At 64.5% G+C, this 4,129-nt stretch carries 3 protein-coding genes; 2 read left to right on the top strand and 1 reads right to left on the bottom strand.

What is annotated here, in order from left to right; all coding sequences use genetic code 11:
• A partial coding sequence (locus VE759_RS02210; protein WP_324927802.1) for an acyl-CoA dehydrogenase family protein occupies window positions 1-570 on the bottom strand: 570 nt, incomplete at its 3' end.
• Between the two features lie 80 nt (window positions 571-650).
• Here VE759_RS02210 and VE759_RS02205 point away from each other — a divergent pair.
• Both VE759_RS02205 and VE759_RS02200 read left to right on the top strand, forming a co-directional pair.
• Complete coding sequence (locus tag VE759_RS02205) at window positions 651-1,130, top strand: helix-turn-helix domain-containing protein (RefSeq protein WP_324927800.1); 480 nt, start codon at window positions 651-653, stop codon at window positions 1,128-1,130.
• A 1,279-nt stretch (window positions 1,131-2,409) separates the two neighbouring features.
• Complete coding sequence (locus tag VE759_RS02200; RefSeq protein ID WP_324927798.1) at window positions 2,410-3,039, top strand: MspA family porin; 630 nt, start codon at window positions 2,410-2,412, stop codon at window positions 3,037-3,039.
• Window positions 3,040-4,129: the final 1,090 nt, after the last annotated feature.

The following is a 4,129-nucleotide window of genomic DNA, read 5'->3' as shown; positions in this document are numbered from 1 at the left end:
GCCAAGCGTATGCCAGGTGTCGAGGACATGCAGATCGTCTTTGCGCAGTGCAACGACGGATGGCACGCGCTGCTGGTCGACGAAGCAACCGGCGAACATCATGTCAGCGTGGTTAATCCCGCTGCAGAATGGCCAGCGCCCTGACACTACAACACCGCCATCGACTGACCTCGCCGTGCCGCGCGGCGCCCACACCCCCGCCGCGACACCGCTGCCGCCGCCGAACATCTCGTCGCGGCTCGACGCCGGCAGGTAAGCGACCAGCAGGGCACTGGTAATCGCGATCGACAAGCACCATCCCGCCGAGGCGTCGCCGCGCGCCACCGCCTCGGCGCACCGCAGTGCCGGTCCGGGCGCCAGCTCCGGTGCCTGAACCTCCCGCGGCATGGTGGCGCGCAGTAGCCCGGCCTCGCGCAGACGGGCTACCAGCTCGTCTGGAAGTCGACGGTCGCGGTCGATCTCCGCCGACATCTGCCGAGCCGAAAACGCGATCTTCTCGGCGAGGATCTCGATATCGGTGTGGGTCTCGGCTCTGCTACGCGGCGTGGCGGTCAGGTCCGGTTGATTCATCGGGACTCCTGGTTACGGGGGCGGTTCAATTACGTTACCACTCGTGGTTCAGCAATTGAACCAGGTACAGTTAGTGAACTATGACCGCTGCCGATCTTTCTCACCGCTTCGAAGGGGAGTCGGTCGGCCGAGCGCTCGAGTTGGTCGGCGAGCGCTGGACACTCCTTATCCTGCGCGAGGCGTTCTTCGGGGTGCAACGCTTCGGTCAGCTCGCGCGCAACCTGAATATCCCGCGGCCTACCCTGTCATCGCGGCTGCGGATGCTCGTCAATGTTGGCCTTCTCGACCGAGTGCCCTACTCCCGAGATCCAGAGCGCCACGAGTACCGACTCACCGAGGCGGGCCGCGATCTCTTCGGAGCGATCGTCGTCCTCATGCGGTGGGGGGACGAGCACTTGCCGCACCCGGACGGGCCACCGATTGTGCTGCGCCACCACATCTGCGGCGAGTTCGCGGATCCACGGCTGATCTGTGCCCACTGCGGCGACGAGATCACCGCGCGAAATGTGACGCCCGAAGCCGGACCGGGCCTGCGCGCCAAGCTGAAATCGCCCACTTGACCTTGCGACAAGCACGGGACCACCATCGCCTAACCGCTGTGGCGCGGCGCTGTGGCGCAAGATAATGCAGGTCTGGGGGACAGACCTTGATCAGGTAAGAAACTGGCCAAAACGTAATTGCTCTGACCAGTGCTTTCTCGGTGGAGCTGCCGGGAATCCGAACCCGCCGCTCTGCCTAGGCGTTTACCTTCTGGAACTGCGGTTTCGCTACTTCTCGTTCCGGTTCAGCACGTTCTGGTTAACTGCGGTTTCGTTTTCGAGTCTTGACGGTGTCAAGATTCATCGCTGTCGGCCACGACGTGGAGGGGACCGGGCGGTCGAGCGGCGATCACGTTGACCGACGCGCGGAGCGCGGTCTCCGAAGCGCCTCGCCTCCGCATCGGTTCGATCAACTATCACATCTGTCACTTGAGCACCTTTTGTCACTTCAGTAACTTTTGTAACACGACATATTCGGCGCCGGACCACACATTCGGCGTCAGACCACGCGCTCGAACAGATTGGGAGAACGATGTCACGGACCAGGAATCGCTTTGCCACCGCCGCGGTTGCGGCCGCTGGCCTGTGCTCGGCAGTTCTGGCGCTTAGCCCTACCGCAGTGGCCGACCCGGCGGCGCCGACAAGCCCGGGCGTGCCGGGTCTGGACGTACTGCAGCAGATCGCCTCGCCCCCCGGCGTGTCCCAGTTGCTCCAGAGCGCCGCATCAGCTCTCAACGGCGGCAATGCGACAGCGACCCCGGCCGCAGCAGCCCCTACCGCCGGCGGCGCACTCAGCCCGGCCGCAGCAGCCCCTACCGCCAGCAGCGCACTCACCCCGGCCGCAGCAGCCCCTACCGCCAGCGGCGCGCTAAGCCCGCAGCCAGCGGCGTCAGCGCCTGGCGCCAGCTCCGTGGTCACCCGGCCGCTGCCCGCGGTCGGGGCCGTGTCCTCGCCGGCAACCGCTGGCGCTGGGTCGGTGCCTAGGGCAGCGCTGAATCTGCCCCCCGGAGCCGCCGTACCGGCGTCTCCGCCCAGCCAGTTCCAGCTCTCGCTGCCGGGCAACTTGTCTTCGCTGGTGCCGGGTGGCGGACTGCTGCCGAACCTCGGCACCAACCCGGTCGCGGCTCCCGCACCATCTGCAACTGCGGTGCCGCGCCAGACCGGACCCGCGGCTCCGTTCCCGATCTCCGTACTTCCCTGACACCCGCACCGACACCGCAAGGCTCACCAAAGGTCTGTACACCGCCGAGGTTCGGTTGCGCCCGAAGCCCAGGACGGCCGTCGAGATAGCTGGGAGAACATGAAGGATATCGGGCGGGTGCTGGTCGCACTCGTCGCCGCTCTGACGGCGCTGTTCGTGAGCACGGGCACGTCTCACGCGGGTTTGGACAACGAGATGCGCGTTGTCGACGGCAAAGGCCGAACGCTGCACATCCAGCAATGGGACACCTTCCTCAACGGTGTGTACCCGATCGACCGCAACCCGCTAACTCGTGAGTGGTTCCACTCCGGCCGCGCTATCTATCACGTCACCGGTCCGGGTGCCGATCGGTTCGCGGGCACGCTGGAGCTCGGCTATCAGATTGGCTTCCCCTGGTCTTTGGGGTATGGGGTGAACTTCTCCTACACCACCCCCAACATCAACCTAGACCAGACGCAGGTCGCGCCGGCACCGACGCTGGTCATCACGTCGCCGCCGTTGTTCCCAGGCTTGTCGATCAGCGCCGACCTCAGCAACGGCCCCGGCATCCAAGAGGTCGCGACATTCTCGGTGGATGTGTCCGGCCCGGACGGCGGCGTGGCGGTGTCCAACGCGCACGGCACGGTGACCGGCGCGGCCGGCGGTGTGCTGTTGCGTCCGTTCGCCCGGCTGATTTCCAAGGACGGCGACAGCGTCACCAGCTACGGCGAACCCTGGGATATGCGTTAACTTCACTCAGACATTGCAGCGAATATCCGTAGGGGTATATCCACAGGATTTCCGATTCCAGCAACTTCTGCCCGCATACCCCATTGGTCTGACGCGTGTTAGTGGAGCTTGTGCGAACGTACTCGAATAGAGGTTTCTTGAGAGACCACTACGCCGCCGACCTGGCCAAACGCGCAGCTAAAGCAATTCCTCGACCACCCAAACCACCCACGGCCAGTCGGACCAGGGTTCGCAAGCGTCAGGTGGACATAGTGGAGATCGACGACATGACCGCCAAGTACAAATCGGGTGTCTCGACCAACCAGCTCATGTCCGAACATCGGCTGGCCAAGCGCACCATCTTCGGCGCTTCTGCGAGCCAACGGAGTGACGCTGCGGCGACAAAGGCTCACCGACAAACAGGTCACAGAAGCCGCCACGCTCTACCAAGCCGGCCGCTCACTCGCCTGGATCGGCGACCACTTCGGCGACATATCCCCCACCACTGTTGCTCGTGTTCCTGAGGCGGCAACGGATTTCGCTTCGCCCGCGTCCGGGTGCTTCGTAACAGTTGCTCTTGACTTGCGGAAAAGCTCAATTTGACGACGCGAAACGACGCGAAAGTACGTGAAACGACGTGCGGATACGCCGAGAGGTGTTGACGGCGTCAACATACGCAACTGCTTTGCCGCCGTTCGAACGCACGGCAGCTCGTGATCGTCACGGTGTCGTCAACGGCGCCCGAAACCTGACGCCTTTTCGGCGGTAAAAAGTTGACTCTCTTGGCGTTTATTCTTCGGCGGACGATCCCAGGACTCGCCCGAGGCCGCGGCCTCTCAAGCGGTAGGAGTTCCGCATGCCAGCGATGTCTGCCGCGGTGCCGTGCATCCGGGTGTGTCGCGTCGGTTTTGGGCCGCGGTCGCGCGGAAACACTGACGGCATGAGCCGGACTGTTCGTGGTCTCGCCGCCGTGGCCGCGTCGGCGTCGGCGTGCTCTCGAGAAGTGGGGTGGCATTCGGCGGGCCGCCGGCAGCGGCCGACCAGCCTCCGGAACCGCAAGCGATGTGTTGACTTCGCATGGGTTCGAGTAAGGACACCAGGGTGCCTAAAA

It is taken from the genome of Mycobacterium sp., from assembly GCF_035640695.1.
GTDB lineage: Bacteria > Actinomycetota > Actinomycetes > Mycobacteriales > Mycobacteriaceae > Mycobacterium.
This window is presented reverse-complemented; position numbering and strand designations above follow the sequence as displayed.

What these genes read in the sequence shown, in the direction of transcription:
- VE759_RS02205 (WP_324927800.1), top strand. Translation starts at nt 651, where the DNA reads ATGACCGCTGCCGATCTTTCTCACCGCTTCGAAGGGGAGTCGGTCGGC.
- VE759_RS02200 (WP_324927798.1), top strand. Translation starts at nt 2,410, where the DNA reads ATGAAGGATATCGGGCGGGTGCTGGTCGCACTCGTCGCCGCTCTGACG.